The organism is Variovorax sp. GW531-E2 (assembly GCF_059423125.1).
Map to the genome: position 1 here is coordinate 62,415 of NZ_JBWKXQ010000030.1, position 16,284 is coordinate 78,698.

A 16,284-nucleotide genomic window follows, 5' to 3' on the forward strand; every position below is an offset into this window, starting at 1 on the left:
TGGAATGGAATGAAAAGACCGTTGCCCTGCCGGTGAAACCACGTCGTGAAGACGTCGCGCACGGGCCGGTTAACGGTCGTTAAATTCTGGAAAGAGGGGTCGTTCTTTGTGATCTCGTCGGTGCTTGTTCCGATACTTTGGAATCCTGACGCTGGAGTTTTTCCCTAGGTTCCGGCGCTTTCAGGCCGCCAGCCGCTGCCGCTTGTCCTGCGCGTCGCGCCCCGCGATGTGTTCGCGCGCGCGCTTCCAGTCGTCGTCCTGCCACTGCGACATGCGCGAGAAATTCCCGCCCGTGGCCTGGAACTGCGCACCGTCGATGGCGATGGTCTGGCCGTTGACGTACTCCGAGCCCGGGCCGAGCAGGTAGGCCGCGAGGTTGGCCAGCTCGGGCATGCGGCCGTTGCGCTCCATCGGGTTGCGCTCGGCCTTGTGCTCGCCGCCGCCGGGGTTCAGCCGCGCGCTCATGCCTTCGGTGGGGAACAGGCCCGGCGCGATGGCGTTGAAGCGGATGCCGCGGCCCGCCCACTCGACTGCGAGCGACTGCGTCATGGCATGCAGCCCGGCCTTCGACATGGCCGAGGGCACGGTGAAGGGAGAGCCGTTCCACACCCAGGTCGTGAGGATCGACAGCACCGACGCGGCCTTGCCTTCGGCCAGCCAGCGCTTGCCGCATTCGAGCGTCATGCAGAAGCTGCCGCGAAAGACGATGCTCGAGATGGCGTCGAAGGCGCGCGGCGACAGGTCTTCGGTGCGGCTCACGAAGTTGCCCGCGGCGTTGTTGACGAGGCCGTCGAGCGCGCCGCCGTCGGCCCAGATTTCATCGAGCATCTCGGTGATCTGCGTGTCGTGGCGGATGTCGCAGGTCTTGGGCGTCACGCGCCCGCCGTGCAGGTGTATCAGCTCGGCCGCTGTTTCTTCGAGCACGGGCGCGCGGCGCCCGCAGATGTACACGTGGGCGCCGAGCAGCAGCAGCGCCTCGCTCATCACGCGGCCCAGGCCGCTGCCGCCGCCGGTCACGAGGTAGCGGCGGGCGGCCAGCAGGCCGGGCTTGAACATCAGGTCGTCGAGGGTCATGGAAATCCTTGTGTGCGGTCCGTTGGAATTCGGGATGAAGCTCAGCGCCCCGTGTAGACGGGCGCGCGCTTCTCGAGGAAGGCGGTCATGCCTTCGCGGAAATCGCGGGTCTGGGTGCACAGCACCTGGTTGCGGTCTTCCATGGCAATCACCGCTTCCATGCTGCCGGCGTCCACGGCAATGCCGAGCGCCTCCTTGGTCAGGCGCAGCGCCACGGGCGTGGCGTTGAGCATGTCGTCGGCCAGCGCCTGCGCCTCGGCCTGCAGCGCGGGCAGCGCGTCGACGCGGCTCACGAGGCCCAGTGCGTAGGCACGCTGCGGGTCCATGAAGCGGCCGGTGAGCATGTACTCGGCCGCGACCGAACTGCCGACCATGCGCGGCAGGAAGTAGCTCACGCCCACGTCGCAGGCCGACAGGCCGATGCGGATGAAGGCGGCGTTCATGCGCGCGTCGGGCGTGGCCAGGCGCACGTCGGAGGCCAGCGCGAGCGCAAAGCCGCCGCCGCTGGCCGCGCCCTGCACCACGCTGACGATGGGCTGCGGGCAGCGCCGCATGGCGAGCATGATGTCGCGGATGCCCTTCTGCTGTTCGAGCATGTCGGCCACGCCGAGGTCTTCGCCGCCCACCTGTTCCTTCAGGTCGAGCCCGACGCAGAAAGCGCGGCCCGCGCCCTGCAGCACGACCACGCGCTCGGGGCTGCGTGCACTGAGGCCCTCGAAGTAGTCGCGCAGCGCGCGCACCAGCACCGGGTCGAGCGCGTTCAGACGCTCGGGGCGGTTCAGCGTGAGCCAGGCGACCTCGCCGCGCCGCTCGACCTGCAGCACCTCATTCATGGTTGTCACAGCGCGCGCGAGATCACTTCTTTCATGATCTCGTTGGTGCCGCCGTAGATGCGCTGCACGCGACCGTCGGCGTACATGCGCGCGACCATGTACTCGGTCATGAAGCCGTAGCCGCCGAACAGCTGCAGGCACTCGTCGACCACGCGGCCCTGCGTCTCGGAGGCCCAGAGCTTGGCCATGGAGGCGGTGGCGGTGTCGAGCCGGCCGGCCACGAGGTCTTCCACGCAGCGGTCGATGAAGGCACGGCCGACCTTGATCTGCGTGGCGATCTCGGCCAGCTTGAACTTGGTGTTCTGGAACTCGGCGATCGGCTTGCCGAAGGCCTTGCGGTCGCGCACGTAGTCGAGCGTGGCCTGGTAGGCGCCTTCCATGGTGGCGAGCGCGTTCACGCCGATGATGGTGCGCTCGTACGGCAGGTCGCTCATGAGCTGGAAGAAGCCCTGCCCTTCCTGGCCGCCGAGCAGCGCCTCGGCCGGCACGTGCACGTCGTCGAAGAAGAGCTCGGAGGTGTCCTGCGCCTTCATGCCGATCTTGTCGAGCACGCGGCCCACGCGGTAGCCCTCGCAGCCCTCGGTCTCGACGATGAGGATCGAGGTGCCCTTGGCGCCCTGCGTCGGGTCGGTCTTGGCCACGACCAGCACCACGCCCGCGAGAAAGCCGTTGGTGATGAAGGTCTTGGAGCCGCGGATGCGGTAGCTGCCGTCGGGCTGCTTCTCCGCGCGCGTGCGCACGCCCTGCAGGTCGGAGCCGGCGCCGGGCTCGGTCATGGCGATGGCGCCGACCAGCTCGCCGCGCGCCATGCGCGGCAGGTAGCGTTGCTTCTGTTCCTCGGTGCCGTGGTTCAGGAAGTAGTGCGCCACGATGGTGTGCACCGAGCTGGCCATGCCGCTGAGCGCGCGGCGCGCCTTCTCCTCGTAGAACACGGCCTCGTGGCGGAAGTCGCCGCCGGCGCCGCCGTAGGCCTCGGGAATGTCGGAGCACAGCAGGCCGAGCGCGCCGGCCTTGCGCCAGACCTCGTGGCCGACGTGGCCGCGCTTGCGCGCCTCTTCGTCGTGCGGCACGACTTCGGTCTCGATGAATCGCACGACGTTGTCGCGGTACAGCTCCAGTTCTTCGTCGCTCCACGAGCGGCGGAAATCGATGGGCATGGGGTGTCCTTCAGTGTCTTGGAATGAGGGGAATGGGGTCAGCCGACGCGGCGTTCCTTGCCGGCCCAGAAGGGTTCGCGCAGCTGGAATTTCTGCAGCTTGCCGGCCGCCGACAGCGGCAGCGCATCGCGGAACTCCACGCTGCGCGGGCACTTGTAGTTGGCGATCTGGTCGCGGCAATGGGCAATGACGTCGTCGGCCGTGAGCGGCATGCCTTCGCGCAGCACGATCACCGCATGCACGCGCTCGCCCCACTTGTCGTCGGGCACGCCGATGACGGCCGACATCAGCACCTGCGGCATCTGGGCGATGGCGTTCTCGACCTCGGCCGAGTACACGTTCTCGCCGCCGCTCACGATCATGTCCTTCATGCGGTCGACCACGAACAGCAGGCCGTGTTCGTCCATGTAGCCGCCGTCGCCGGTGTGCATCCAGCCGCCGCGCAGCGCCGCCTCGGTCTCGGCGGGCTTGTTCCAGTAGCCCTTCATGACCATCGGTCCGCGCGCGACGATCTCGCCGACCTGGCCGGGGGGCAGCTCGTTGTCGTCGCCGTCGACGATGCGGATCTCGGCCACGGGCACCGGCGTGCCGGCCGCGCGCAGCAGGCGGTTGCGGTCGGGGCCGGGCAGGTGGAAGTGCGGCATCAGCACGGCCACGGTGGGCGACAGCTCGGTCATGCCGTAGGCCTGCGAGAAGCTGGTGGCGGGCAGCGCGGCCATGGCCTGCTCGAGCAGCGCCACGTCGATGGGCGCGGCGCCGTACAGCAGCATCTGCAGGCTCGACAGGTCGAACTCGGCAAAGCGCGGGTGCTCGATCACACGCTTGATCATGGTGGGCACCAGGAACATCTCGGTGGCGCGCGCGGCCTGGATGGCCTGCAGGATCGCCACCTCGTCGAACATCGGCACCACGTGCTGGGGCACCAGCCGCAGGATGCTCTGCAGCGACAGCCCGCAGCCGGCCACGTGGAACATGGGCACGGCGATGACCACGGCGGCGTTGCGCGTCTCGCGCGGCACCGCGGCCACCGAGCTCAGCGCGTTGATGTAGAGGCTGCCGTGCGTGAGCATCACGCCCTTGGGCCGGCCGGTGGTGCCGCCGGTGTACATGATGGCGGCCAGCTCGTCGGCGCTGTGCGGCGCGTCGTCGATGGGTTGCGCGTCGGCCAGCAGCGCCTCGTAGCCGACCATGCCTTCGGGCACGGGACCGTCGCCGCAGTACACCACGGTGCGCAGCGAGGTCGAGAGCTTGCGCAGCTCGCCGGCCATGGGCGCGAACAGGTCGTCCACCAGCAGGATGCGCGTGTCGCAGTCGTCCAGCGAGTAGGCGACCTCCTTCGGGTTCCAGCGGATGTTCACCGGGTTGATGACGCCGCCGCCCCACCAGGTGCCGAAGAAGAACTCGACGAAGCGGTGCGAGTTGAGGCTCATCATGCCGACGCGGTCGCCGCGCGCCATGCCGAGCTGCTGCAGCACGGCGCCCAGGCGCGCCACGCGGTCGGTGAGGGTCGCAAAGTCGAGGCGGTGGGCGCCGCAGACCACGGCGGTCTCGCGGGCCTTCTCGCGGCGGCCCTTGTGCAGGGGCTGGGTGAGGAACATGGTGTCGTCTCCTTGGTGGTTTTTTTCGTCAGGCAACCCGGCGTGCGTGGCCGGCCCAGTGCGGCTCGCGCAGGCGGTACTTCATGACCTTGCCGGCGCCCGAGATCGGCAGCGCGTCGACGAACGCGACGCTGCGCGGGCACTTGTAGCCGGCGATCAATTCGCGGCAGTGGGCGATGAGCGCGTCGGCATCGGCCTCGGTACCCGGCTTGCGCACCACCACCGCATGCACGGCCTCGCCCCAGCGCTCGTCGGGCACGCCGATGACGGCGGCGGCGGCCACGGCGGGGTGGCGTGCGAGCGCGCCCTCGACCTCGGCGCAGTAGATGTTCTCGCCGCCGCTCACGATCATGTCCTTGTAGCGGTCGACGATGAAGACGAAGCCGTCGTCGTCCATGCGGGCAGCGTCGCCGGTGTGCATCCAGCCATCGCGCAATGCGGCCGCGGTTTGTTCGGGCAGGTTCCAGTAGCCCTGCATCACGCACGGGCTGCGCACGGTGAGTTCGCCCACGGTGCCGCGCGGCACCTCGCGGCCGTCGCCGTCGCACACGCGCAGGTCGATGCCCGAGAGCGCCTGCCCGGCCGAGGCCAGCTTGCCGAGCTTGCGGCCTTCGGGCGAGTGGTAGTGGCGCGTGAGGTAGCTCACGCCGGCCGACAGCTCGGTCATGCCGTAGCCCTGCGCGAACTCGGCCTGCGGGAAGGTGGCGAAGGCGCGCTCCAGCAGCGCCTCGGTGATCGGCGAGGCGCCGTAGCCCACGAAGCGCACGCTCGACAGGTCGGCCTGCGCGGTGCGCGGGTCGTCCACCAGCATCTGCAGCATGGCGGGCACGGCCATGAGGTTGGTGGCGCGGTCGCGCTCGATGGCGGCGAGCATGCCGTCCACCGAGAAGCCCGGCAGGATGATCTGCGCGCAGCCCATGAGCACGCCGCGCAGCAAAAACGACAGCCCCGCCAGGTGAAAGAGCGGCGCCACCTGCAACAGCCGCGCGCTGTCGTCGAAGAAGGCGCCGAGCATCGACACCTGCGCGTTGATCACCAGCGCCGCGTGGCTGAGCATCACGCCCTTGGGCCGGCCGGTGGTGCCGCCGGTGTAGAACACGCCGGCCAGGTCGCCGCCGCCGCGCAGCGCGTCGGGCACGGGCTCGCTCTCGCGGACCAGCGCTTCGTAATCCGTCATGCCCGTGGGCGCCTGGCGCTCGCCCATGTAGACCCAGGTGGTGACGGCGCGCGCGGCGGCGCGCAGTTCGTCCGCCGTCGCCAGGAACTGGTCGTCCACGAACAGGATGTGCGTCGCGCAGTCGTCGAGGGAGTGCGCCATCTCGGCCACGCTCCAGCGCGTGTTGACCGGGTTGACCACGCCGCCGGCCCACCACACGGCCAGGTAGTACTCCAGCGTGCGATCGGCGTTGAGCGCGAGCACGCCCACGCGGTCGCCGGGCTGCACGCCCAGGCGGCGCAGCCCGCCCGCCAGGCGCGCGACACGCTCGCCGAGTTCGCCGTACGTGCGCGTGCGGCCCTGGAACACGGTGGCGACGGCGCGCGGGCTGCACTGCATGGCGCGGTGCAGGGCCTGCGTGAGGTACAGCGGCGGTGGCGTGGTGGGCATGGACAAGGCTCCTGTCGGTGCGGTGCGGAAATGCCATGCATGCGCGAACGCGCATGCCCGGAAAACGAGGACGTCAGCGGGCTTCGGCCACGGGCGCTGCCGCGCCCCAGCGCTTGAGCAGCGCGGGCCCGTCGTCGGGCGACACGGCCGGCGGCACGACCGGTGCGGTGCGGCTGAAGCGTGGCGCGGGCGCGGGCTGCACCACGCCGCCCACGGTGGCGAAGGTGCCGCGCGCCACGTTGTGCGGGTGCTGCGGCGCTTCGTCCCAGTCGAGCACGGGCGCGAAGCAGGCGTCGCTGCCTTCGAGCAGCACGCACCACTCGTCGCGCGTGCGGGTGCGGAACACGTCGGCCAGGCGCAGCTTGAGCAGCGGCCAGCGGTCGGCGTCCATCTGGGCGTCGAAGGCGGGGTCGTCGACCAGGCCGCAGCGCTCGCGCAGCAGGGCGTAGAACTGCGGCTCGATGGAACCGATGGCCACGTACTTGCCGTCGGCGCAGGCGTAGGTGTCGTAGAAGTGGGCGCCGCCGTCGAGCAGGTTCTCGCCGCGCTGGTTGCTCCACTGGCCGGCCGACTTGAAGCCGTACATCATGGCCGACAGCAGGGCGGCGCCGTCGGTCATGGCGGCGTCGACCACCTGGCCCTGGCCCGAGGCCTTGACCTCGTGCAGCGCGGCCAGCAGGCCGAAGGCCAGCAGCATGGCGCCGCCGCCGAAGTCGCCCACGTAGTTCAGCGGCGGCACGGGCGCCTCGCCCGAACGGCCGATGGCGTGCAGCGCGCCGCTGATGGCGATGTAGTTGATGTCGTGGCCGGCCGCGTGCGCCAACGGGCCGTGCTGGCCCCAGCCGGTCATGCGGCCGTAGACCAGGCGCGGGTTGCGCGCGAGGCATTCGGCCGGGCCCAGGCCCAGGCGTTCCATCACGCCGGGGCGGAAGCCCTCGATGAGGATGTCGGCGCGCGCGATGGCGTCGAGCACCGGCGCGGCGGCGTCGGGGGCGCGCAGGTCGACCTCCCAGGTGCTGCGCCCGCGCGCCAGGATGTCGTGGGGGTCGCGCCGCGTGCCGGGGCGCGCGATGCGCAGCACCTCCGCGCCCATGTCGGCGAACAGCATCGCGCAAAAGGGGCCGGGGCCGATGCCGGCCATCTCGACGACCCGAAGTCCTTTCAGGGGTCCTGCCATGTGTGTCTCCTCTGGCGCGCACCCGGCGGCCTGTTGTGTGAAGGCATCTTGGCGCGCGGGCGCCGGCGTCGCATCGTCGGAAGCGACGAAAGCGCGGAAAGACGGTTCAGCGCCCCGTGAAGACGGGCGCGCGCTTGGCCGCGAAGGCGGCGGCGGCCTCGCGGAAATCCTCGGTTTTCAGCGCCAGCACCTGGGCGCGGTTCTCGACCTCGAGCGCGGCGTCGAGGCTCGGCGCCTCGAGGTTGGCCCACATGAGCTGCTTGGTGTGGCGCGTGGCGTAGGGGCTGTTGCGCAGCACGTCGGCGGCCAGGGCGAGCGCGCGCGGTAGCAGGGCTTCGTCGTCCACCAGCGCAGCGACCAGGCCGACGCGCTCGGCCTCGTCGGCCGGCACGGGGCGGCCCGTGAGCATGAGCTCGAAGGCGCGCGAGGCGCCCACCAGCCGCGGCAGGTGGTAGCTGATGCCGCACTCGCCGGCCGTGAGGCCGATGCGCACCGCGCCCACATGGAACGACGCCGAGCGCGCGGCCACGCGGATGTCGGCGCCCAGCGTGAGCGCAAAGCCCGCGCCCACGGCCACGCCGTTGACGGCGGCGATCACCACCTTGTCGAGCGCGCGCAGCCGCCGCACCATGCCGGCGAACAGCTCCTGCCCCGCCATCAGGTCGGCCACCGACGGCTCGCCGTCGAGCGGCTGGTCGTCGCGGCGCGTGAGCGGCGTGGTGAGGTCCCAGCCGGCGCAGAAGCCGCGCCCGGCGCCGGTGAGCACCAGCACGCGCACGCTGTCGTCCTGCGCCAATGCGTCGAGTGCGGCGCACAGGCGCCGCACGGTGGGCTGGCTCAGCGCGTTGAGGCGCGCCGGGCGGTTCAGCGTGAGCAGTGCGATGCCTTCGCGGCTGCGGTCGATGAGGATGTCGTCGTCTGCTTCGCTGTCGGGCATGGCGGTCTCTTTCTCGGCGTTCAGCGACCGCTCCAGCGCGGCGCGCGTTTCTCGATGAAGGCGCGCGGGCCTTCCTTGAAGTCTTCGCTCGCGGCCACGCGCTCGAAGGCGTCGCGCGTGAGGGCGCGCAGCGCGGCTTCGTCGAGCCCGCTGTTCGCCTCGCGCGCCACGCGCAGGCTCTGGCGCACCGCCACGGGGCCGTTGCGTGCGATCTCGGCGGCCAGCGCCAGCGCGGCTTCGCGCAGCGCGTCCACATCGACCACGAGGCGGTTGACCAGGCCGAAGCCGTGCGCGCGCTCGGCATCGAGCTGGCCGGCCGTGAGGATCAGTTCGAGCGCGATGTTCGGCGGAATGGCGCGCGGCAACCGGTACAGCCCGCCCGCCGCGGCGATCAACCCGCGCAGCACCTCGGGCAGGCCGAAGGCGGCCTGCCGCACGGCCACCACGAGGTCGCAGGCCAGCACGAGTTCGGTGCCGCCGGCCAGCGCCTTGCCGTTGACGGCGGCGATCCACGGCTTGCTGCGCTCGCGGTACACGAAGCCCGCGAAGCCGCCGCGCTCGGTGCGCAGCGCGCTGCCGCGCCCGGCCGACACTTCCTTCAGGTCGGCGCCCGCGCAGAAGGCTTCGCGGCCGGCACCGGTGAGCACCACGGCGCGGATGTCGTCGTCGGCCTCGGTGGCATCGACGGCGGCTTCGAGGCCGGTGGCCACGTCACCGTTGACGGCGTTGCGCGCCTCGGGGCGGTCGATGGTGACGAGGGCGACGTGGCCCGGCAAACGTTCGACGTTGACTGCGCTCATGACACGCTCCAGTTCAAAAGATCGTCCGCACCGGCCGTCACCGTGCCGCCGCAGCCGACAGGGCTGCGGTCCAGGTCGGTCAGCACCTTCAGCGAAGCCGCATCCGTGGCCTCGACGCGCGCCATGAGCCGTTCGCCGGCCGGCGTGCGTGCGATCACGATGCCCTGCGAGGGCTGGCCGTCGCGGCCGTAGACCACGGTGAAGGTCTCCAGCGTGGCGGCGCCCGCGTACTGCAGCACCAGCGGCGGCACCGGGCCGCGCCGCGCATCGGCGGCGGCCTGCACGTCGTAGTCGGGCTTCGGAAGTCCCTGCGGCGGCGGGCTGGAGCCCAGCACCAGCGCGTGGTGCTTGGTGACGTACTCGCCCTGCCCGTAGAGCAGCGCGGCCTTGCCCTTCGGCGCGGCGCGCAGTGCGCGCACCAGGCCGGCGGCGGCGTGCGTCATGTAGTCGTTGAGCGGCGCGCCGAAGAAGCTCAGGCCGCCGGTGGAGGTCATGCGCGCCTCGGGCGCCAGGCCCAGCGTGCGGCGCGCCATCTTGGGCACGATGGGGAAGCAGCTGTACAGCTCCAGCATCTCGAAGGCCGAGGCGTCGCCGCCGACCTGCGCGAGCACGGTTTCCATCACCAGGTCCTGCGCGTGCGAGCGGTGGTACTGGTCGCGCTGCAGGTAGTCGCGCGGCTCGCGCGCGGCAGCGCCGTCCCACACGTAGACCCAGCGGTCTTCGGGAATGCCGAGTGCGCGCGCATGGCCCACGCTGGTGAGCAGCACGGCCGCGCCCATGTTGACCAGCGGGTTGGCCACCATGTGCTTGGTGTAGGGCCAGGCGATGAGGCGGTTGGCCGCGTCGACGCGGGCGATGTCTTCGGGCGTGAAGGGCTTGCGCAGCCAGGCGTAGGGGTTGGCGGCGGCCACCTCGGAGTAGCGCGCCCACAGGCGCGACGACTCGTCCTGCGCCTGGCGCGGCGTCTGGCCCCAGTGGGCGAGCGCGGCGTTCTCGTAGAACGGGTAGATGGTGGTCGGCATGGCCGCGCCGAGCTGGATCGCCACGGGGTGGCAGATGTCGGTGCCGCGCACCAGCTTCACGCTGTCGTCGCGCGGGGTCCAGTCGAGCGCGATGCCGAGCTTGGCGGCGGCGTCGACCGTGTAGCGCGCCTCGGCGCCGGTGATGGCGGCCACTTTGCTCTCGCCGCGCGCGATGCGCAGCGCGGCTTCGTGGATGTAGCGCACCGGCGCTTCGCCGCCGGTGACGCCGTAGACGCTGCGCGCCGGATTACAGCCCAGACGCGCATTGAGCAGCGCGGGCGCGTCGGTGTAGGGCCACGAGTACTCGCAGACGACGTCGAGCGAGTCGAGGCCGGCCAGCAGCGCGGCGGCGCCGCTGTCCTGTGTGGCAGCGCGCATGGCGCGCGCCATCAGCTCGATGGGTTCGAGGCCTTCGGCGGCCTCCTTGGTGCGGTGCGTGATCTCGCCGACGCCGACGATGACCGGCGTGCGGTCGTCCAGTGCTGTCATGGGGTTAGTGCTGTGAGAGGGGTTGTTGTTGCTGCAGCTGCGCCACGCGGCGCAGGTGCCACGCGGGCGGGCCGAACTGGCCTTCGATGAGGGTGGCGCGGCGCACGTAATGGCCGACGGCGAGTTCCTCGGTCATGCCCATGCCGCCGTGCAGCTGCACCGCGCCCTGCCCCACGGCGCGGCAAGCCTTGGCGACCGCGACCTTGGCGGACGACACGGCGCGTGCGCGCGACGCCGCGTCGGCGCCCGCGGCCAGTGCCTCGCCCACGCTGGCGGTGAGCGCGTCGGCCTGCTCGAGCGCCATGTGCATGTCGGCCAGCCGGTGCTGCAGCACCTGGAAGCTGGAGATCGGCACGCCGAACTGCTTGCGCTGGCGCACGTAGTCGAGCGTGTCGCGCATCAGCCGGCGCAGGATGCCGATGGACTCGGCGCAGACGGCGAGCGTGGCCTCGTCGAGCGCCTGCTCGATCTGCGGCAGCGCTGCGCCTTCCTCGCCGAGCAACGCATCGGCGTTCAGGCGCACCGCGTCGAAGGCGATGTCGGCGGCGCGGCCACCGTCGCGCGTGCGGTAGGCACGCAGCTGCACGCCGGGTGCATCCTTGGGCACGACCAGCAACGACAAGCCCTTGTCGCTGCGCGCCGTGACGATGAGATGGCTGGCCCATGGCGCGGCCTGCACCACGGCCTTGCGGCCGTCGAGCCGCAGCCGGCCGTCGGCCTCGCGCACGAGCGTCGTGCGCACGTCGTCGCGGGCATGGCGGCTGTGCGGCTCGTCGTGTGCGAAGGCCAGCACGGCCTGCCCGGCGACGACGCGCGCGAGCAATGCATCGGCCTGCGCGCCCGGGTGGCGCTGCAGCAGGCCGGCGCCGATCACCAGCGTCGAAAGATACGGCTCGGCCGCGAGCGCGCCCCCCAGCGTGGGCATCAGCGCGAGGTGCGCGGCCAGCCCGAGGCCCAGTCCGCCCTGCGCTTCGGGCAGGGCCGCGCCCAGCAGACCGAGGTCACTTGCCAGGCCTTGCCAGAACGGCGGCGGTGCGTTGTCGGCGGCGGCCAGCGCATGAAGCCGCTGCTCGAAGCCGTGCTGGTCGTCGAGGTAGCGCGCGAGGCTGTCGCGCAGCATCGCGAGGGTGTCGTCTTGGTCGGTGAGGGTGGTCATGAAAAACTGGCCTCAGCGTGATTGCAGGAGCTGCGCGGCGATGATGTTGCGCTGCACTTCGTTGGAGCCCGCGTAGATCGACGCGGCGCGGTCGTTGAGGTAAGCCGACATCGAGAACACCGCCTCCTCGGGCACGACCAGCGCGACCTGCAGGCTGTCGTCCAGCGGCAAATCGGCCGCCGCGTAGTGGGCGGCGATCTCCACGCCGAGTTCGGTCAGGCGCTGGCGCAGCTCGGAGCCCATCACCTTGCCCATCGAGGGCCGGATGCCGTGCGGCTCGCCGCGCGCCTGGGCGCGCAGCGACTGCAGCTCGGTGGCCTCGACCGCATCGATGGCGCAGTCCATCTCGGCCAGGCGCAGCGCCATCTCGCGCGCCTCGTCGGCGGCGGTGTCGCCCGCGGCAGCAAAGGCGCTGTCGGCGGCGGCGCGCAGCCGGCGCAGGCGTGCGCGCAGCATCGGCGCCCAGGCCCCGCCGCGCTCGTGCTGCAGCAGGTACTTCGCGACGGTCCAGCCCTGGTTCTCCTCGCCGATGAGGCCGCTGGCGGGCACGCGCACGTCGTCGAAGAACACCTGGTTGAGCTCGTGGTCGCCCGAGATGCTGATGATCGGGCGGATGGTCAGGCCGGCCTGGGGGATGTCGAAGCACAGGAAGCTGATGCCCTGCTGCGCCTTGCCGCCCGAGGCGGTGCGCACGAGGCAGAACATGCGGTTGGCGTACTGTGCGTGGGTGGTCCAGATCTTGGTGCCGTTGATGACGTAGTCGTCGCCGTCGCGCACCGCCTTGCACTGCAGCGAGGCCAGGTCGGAGCCCGACTGCGGCTCGGAGTAGCCCTGGCACCAGTAGTCCTCGCCCGAGCGGATGCCGGGCAGCCAGGCCTGCTTCTGCGCCTCGGTGCCGAAGGCGATGATCACCGGCGCGACCATGCCGGGGCCCATGGGTGCGCGCGGCGGCGCGTCGACCGCGGCCAGCTCGCTCGCGAAGAGGTAGTGCTGCATCGGCGTCCAGCCGGTGCCGCCGTGTTCCACCGGCCAGTGCGGCACGCTCCAGCCCCGTTGGGCCAGCACGCGGTGCCAGCGGTTGCCGTCGGCGTAGTCGGTGAAGATGCCAGAGCAGCGGCGCCCTGCGGCACGCAGCTCAGGCGTCAGCTCGCGCGCGAGAAAGTCGCGAACCTCGTCGCGAAACGCGGTCTCCGCCGCGCTGAGGGTCCAGGCCATGGTGTTGTCTCACAGGGTTCACACCCGGCAAGTGTGTGACCTGGGAGGGCCTGACGGTATCGTCGGATCGGACGAACCTGATTGCGGATGGTGCTTGCGCGGGGAGAGGCAGCCAAACGCCCCAAAACCCTGCGCATGTCGGGCGGCTCTGGACAGCGCTGGCCGAAAGCAAAACGCCGCGCCGCTATCCCCGCTGTGCGGGGATAACGGCGCGGCGTCTTGGTTGTTGTCGCGTGCCGCCTGCCTATGCGGTGTTGATGTTGCTGTTCCTGAACTCCGAGTTCTCGAAGAAGCTGCCGTAGTAGACGACTTTCTCCCCCTTGACTCCCTCGCCCCGGATGCCATCGCAATGGCAGTCAAGAATGTCTACCCCGGTCCATTGGCAGTTGATGAAGCCCAGACTCTTCCAGGTACAGCTTTGGAACTTGCAGCCTGCCCACTGAGTACCGGAGTACACAGCACCCGCCATCGTCGCACCCGTGAAGGTGCAGCCCGACATGCCGGCTCCGCTCATGTCGCAGTCGCTCATGCTTCCGCCACCACCACCAGTGCAGTCCGACATCTGCGAGTCCTTCATCATGCATTTGTCGTAGTTGCAGCTTTGGAGATCGCACCCTGTCATCTTCAAGCTCTGCATGTCGCAGTTGCTGAAAGTGCAATTGGTGAAAGTGCATCCCGTGATGCCTAGGTTTTCCATATTGCAGCCGGTGAAGCGAACCCCCGTGAACTGGCTTGACGACCAGTTCGCGTCCTTGAAGGTGGTGAACGTGAAGCTGCTGCCGTTGAAGCAGGTCGACGTGATGGTGATGAAGTCGAGATCGAGCCCCGAATAACTGTCGCCATCGCTCTCTCCAGACAGGCCTGCTTGCGCGCCGCCCGCGCCTTTGCGCCACTTGTCGTGGTCTTTGATGATCTGATTGGCGCTCATTGAAACAACTCCTGTACGGTGTCTGCAAATTTTCCAGGCGGCACACGCCCCCACAGCAGGCTTTCGATTGCATTCCAATGCGCCACCGGCACATCGTCGCCTCGGCACGAACGCACGGTTGAAAAGAGCGTGTGGCGGATGTCATCGAGTACGCGCTTGCCGTTGATGGCCTTGCGGTACAGGCCTTTGAACCCGAGTGCGATGAGGATCAACAGGAGTTCCAGCAGTTCGATGTGCTCGGCTGGGCTCTTGGTCAGGGCCGCCATGAGTTTGAAGACGTTTTCTCCGCCCCGGGCGTCGCCGTGAAACTGAACCGCCAGGTTTCGTTCAGTCCATAGGTTGGCGCCCACTGCGGTGTCCATCTCCCGGGCGGCCAGACCCGCCACCTCATCCAACGCGGTGCAGAGCGAGTAGCTCGCGCCAGCGATGTACTCCTGGCGAATCCGGGCATCCGCGCACACCGACTGGAAGCTAGTGACTTGACTCGTCAGATCACTGTGCAAGACACCGGCGTGCTCCGAATCCAGCTGCTCAGGCATATGAGCTAAAGCAAGCAAGAGCGAGCGAGAAGCCTCGAGCAGAGGGACGCGAGCAGCTTGAATGGCGACCAATCGATCGGTCTGTGGGGATCGGCGTACAAGGGGTTGCGGGCTCGCCAAAAGAGGTTTGGGCTGAGTTCTTGGGGTCGCCGCAGCAGAAAGACTCCGGGCAATTTGCTCAAAATAATCCCAAGCTGCGAGTGTGTATTTTTGTTGAAGAGGCATAGTGAACGATGTCGAGCTGAATTGCTTTCAAGATTGCCCGTGGATTGCTTGACTCTCTTGGTTCTTCTCTTTGCTGCACTTCATTTGGGCTCCCACCGCAACGGCTCTTCTGGCCCCAGCCCGCTCTCGCGCCGTTTCTGACCGCAGTCGCTGTTCCACTCTTCGGGGAAGGTGGGCCATGAGCAAAGCCGCTCGGCCAGACAGTGCAACGGTGCCCACACTGCGTTGAGCATGAAGTTGAAGTCGGTTTGAATCGATGTCTTGCCTTCCTCGGCACGCCCACCGATGCGGTCGAGCGCGCGTGACGGCCCCAGCACCGTTTCTTCGACGTGCTCCCCCGGCGTCTGGAAGCCCTTGCGCAGCCACTCGTATTCCGAAGGTTCGGGTACTGCATCCATGCCCTCTTCCATGAACGTGCGGATGTACTGCCAGAGGTTTTCACCGGCCAGTTTGGGGCCGACCCACAGTACTTCTTCGCCCTTGCGCTCTTCGTCGGCACAATCGAAGGGCGGCCAGTACAGGAGCAGGCCACACATGCCGAACTCGCCGCCGCGATTGTCTTGGCGAGCTTGACGCGCCACCGGGTTGTGCAGATCCTCATATGTCATTTCGCGTGGAGCACACCAGTTCACATGGGCTTGCACGCGATCCCAATCCAACACCACGTTGCCGCCGTAGCGTGCGGGGCGCAGCACGTAGACCTTGCGGGCGGTTCGGTTGAAGCGGTAGCGGGCGCGGAGAGAGGTGAAGAAGTTGGGGGCGAATGTCTGCGGCCAGAGCAAGTAGATAAACACCGCAAGTCCAAGAACACTTCCTCCCCCTAGAAAAATCCCGTAATACCAATCCGACGAAAACAACTCCGTACTTGCCAGATCTAGGCCCGTAAAAGGTGCGAGCCAACCTAGGGGAATAAAAAGTATTGCCGCCACCAAGAAGATCAACGACCTGTCCTCTTCGCCCATGTTGGATAGCTCGATGAAATGCTCGTTGCGATCAAACAGCGTTCGCAACCAGTTCAAGCCAGGTCGCGGCTCCTTGTTTTTTTTCTTCGGCTTGTCTTTGGGGGACTGAAGCGTTGTGTAGTCGTTGATGTCCGCAATAAATTCGAAAGCTTTACGCTGCCCATGCTCCTTGCGATAAGCAAGAAAACCAGCTTCACAATCAAACATCTCAGTCCTTATTCAATTTCGGCCAACGCATCGGCTAGCTTGCTCATCGTCTCTTTCTCACTCCCGTGCGGAATCTTCTTGCTTCCGGCCTTCCGGAACGGCTGCGCTTGCAGCCAGTTGGCCCAGGCATCGCCCTTGAGCTTGCCGATGACGACAGTTAAAGCGACAGTCGCAATCAACGTAACGAAATTGAATCGCAGCAACCAGAGAGGCGCTGTGAGATAGCGGGCGCCGATGAGGACACCGCCAATGGTGGCTGCGCCAGTCGCTGCTCTTGCCCCATAGGCGTAAGCGAGTGCTCGTTCTTGCTCCGCAGACGCCGTTGCCCTATCCGCCAGATCCCAAGCCACCCCCACAAC

The 16,284-nt window shown here is 68.6% G+C and carries 14 protein-coding genes and 1 pseudogene; all 15 read right to left on the reverse strand.

Going from position 1 to position 16,284, the window contains the following annotated elements:
* Window positions 1-180: 180 nt before the first annotated feature.
* On the reverse strand, window positions 181-1,074 hold the full coding sequence (locus tag AC07XP_RS18255) for an SDR family oxidoreductase (RefSeq protein WP_495265466.1): 894 nt from the start codon (window positions 1,072-1,074) through the stop codon (window positions 181-183).
* Between the two features lie 41 nt (window positions 1,075-1,115).
* Window positions 1,116-1,907 (reverse strand): enoyl-CoA hydratase/isomerase family protein, encoded by a 792-nt coding sequence (locus tag AC07XP_RS18260; RefSeq protein ID WP_495265481.1) that lies wholly within the window; start codon window positions 1,905-1,907, stop codon window positions 1,116-1,118.
* Between the two features lie 5 nt (window positions 1,908-1,912).
* Window positions 1,913-3,064 carry an acyl-CoA dehydrogenase family protein gene (locus tag AC07XP_RS18265; protein WP_495265467.1) on the reverse strand — a complete coding sequence of 384 codons (1,152 nt, stop codon included), beginning with the start codon at window positions 3,062-3,064 and terminating at the stop codon, window positions 1,913-1,915.
* Between the two features lie 38 nt (window positions 3,065-3,102).
* Window positions 3,103-4,662: a long-chain-fatty-acid--CoA ligase gene (locus AC07XP_RS18270; RefSeq protein WP_495265468.1), complete on the reverse strand. Its 1,560-nt coding sequence runs from the start codon at window positions 4,660-4,662 to the stop codon at window positions 3,103-3,105.
* 28 nt (window positions 4,663-4,690) lie between these two features.
* The gene (locus AC07XP_RS18275) at window positions 4,691-6,268 is read right to left on the reverse strand and encodes an acyl-CoA synthetase (protein WP_495265469.1); all 1,578 of its coding nucleotides are present in this window, start codon (window positions 6,266-6,268) and stop codon (window positions 4,691-4,693) included.
* Between the two features lie 73 nt (window positions 6,269-6,341).
* Entirely contained in the window at window positions 6,342-7,445 is a 1,104-nt protein-coding gene (locus AC07XP_RS18280; RefSeq protein ID WP_062478197.1) for a CaiB/BaiF CoA transferase family protein, read from the reverse strand.
* Between the two features lie 106 nt (window positions 7,446-7,551).
* Window positions 7,552-8,382: an enoyl-CoA hydratase/isomerase family protein gene (locus AC07XP_RS18285; RefSeq protein ID WP_495265470.1), complete on the reverse strand. Its 831-nt coding sequence runs from the start codon at window positions 8,380-8,382 to the stop codon at window positions 7,552-7,554.
* A 20-nt stretch (window positions 8,383-8,402) separates the two neighbouring features.
* Complete coding sequence (locus AC07XP_RS18290) at window positions 8,403-9,182, reverse strand: enoyl-CoA hydratase-related protein (protein WP_495265471.1); 780 nt, start codon at window positions 9,180-9,182, stop codon at window positions 8,403-8,405.
* A complete protein-coding gene (locus AC07XP_RS18295; protein ID WP_495265472.1) occupies window positions 9,179-10,693 on the reverse strand; it encodes an acetyl-CoA acetyltransferase in 1,515 nt (504 codons plus the stop codon). Before AC07XP_RS18295 ends, AC07XP_RS18290 begins: the two co-directional genes overlap by 4 nt.
* A 4-nt stretch (window positions 10,694-10,697) precedes the next feature.
* A complete protein-coding gene (locus AC07XP_RS18300; protein ID WP_495265473.1) occupies window positions 10,698-11,849 on the reverse strand; it encodes an acyl-CoA dehydrogenase family protein in 1,152 nt (383 codons plus the stop codon).
* A 12-nt stretch (window positions 11,850-11,861) separates the two neighbouring features.
* Complete coding sequence (locus AC07XP_RS18305) at window positions 11,862-13,064, reverse strand: acyl-CoA dehydrogenase family protein (RefSeq protein ID WP_495265474.1); 1,203 nt, start codon at window positions 13,062-13,064, stop codon at window positions 11,862-11,864.
* Window positions 13,065-13,308: 244 nt separating this feature from the next.
* Window positions 13,309-13,992 (reverse strand): pentapeptide repeat-containing protein, encoded by a 684-nt coding sequence (locus tag AC07XP_RS18310; protein WP_495265475.1) that lies wholly within the window; start codon window positions 13,990-13,992, stop codon window positions 13,309-13,311.
* Entirely contained in the window at window positions 13,989-14,756 is a 768-nt protein-coding gene (gene icmH / locus AC07XP_RS18315; RefSeq protein WP_495265476.1) for a type IVB secretion system protein IcmH/DotU, read from the reverse strand. Before icmH ends, AC07XP_RS18310 begins: the two co-directional genes overlap by 4 nt.
* Before the next feature lie 80 nt (window positions 14,757-14,836).
* Window positions 14,837-15,925, reverse strand: coding sequence for an MFS transporter (locus AC07XP_RS18320; RefSeq protein WP_495265477.1), 1,089 nt, complete (start codon window positions 15,923-15,925; stop codon window positions 14,837-14,839).
* An 8-nt stretch (window positions 15,926-15,933) separates the two neighbouring features.
* Window positions 15,934-16,284, reverse strand: a pseudogene (locus AC07XP_RS18325) (T6SS effector BTH_I2691 family protein); the annotation flags it as partial.